The organism is Clostridium sediminicola (assembly GCF_050402865.1).
GTDB classification, from domain to species: Bacteria; Bacillota; Clostridia; order Clostridiales; family Clostridiaceae; genus Clostridium_AF; species Clostridium_AF sediminicola.
This window is the reverse complement of sequence record NZ_BAABMF010000079.1, coordinates 1-405: the sequence shown is the minus strand read 5'-3', so window position 1 is coordinate 405 and position 405 is coordinate 1. Positions and strand designations below refer to the sequence as shown.

Here is a 405-nt window from a genome sequence, read left to right as displayed (position 1 = left end):
TTATAGCTGCTGTTACAATCAATGGTACAATAACTTGTAAAGACCATCCAGTAATAGTTTGTAAAATAAGTGCAGGAATAAATACCATTGAACTTACTTGAATAAGTGAGTTAATAAAGAATTGTAAAACTGTTAACAATCTACTTACAGGTCCTAAACGATATTCCATATATTGATATACTGATGTTACTTTTAATTGATAAATTACAGGTGTACTAGCGAAGAATGCAAAGAATATTGCAAGTGGCACTGTAATATTAACCATAAATGGTGCTAACCCTGAGCCATATGCCCAACCTGGAGCTCCTATAAAGCTGTTAGCACTAATCATAGTTGCAGATACAGATAATGCGATTGGTAACCATGGCATTGATCTACCAGCTAAGAAATAGTCCTCTTGTGTCT

The 405-nt window shown here is 34.1% G+C and carries 1 protein-coding gene; it reads right to left on the bottom strand.

Annotated features, from left to right (window positions below):
* Window positions 1–405 (bottom strand): sodium:solute symporter family transporter (locus tag ACQ3F0_RS26805; protein WP_428868873.1); only part of this gene is annotated, 405 nt, incomplete at both ends.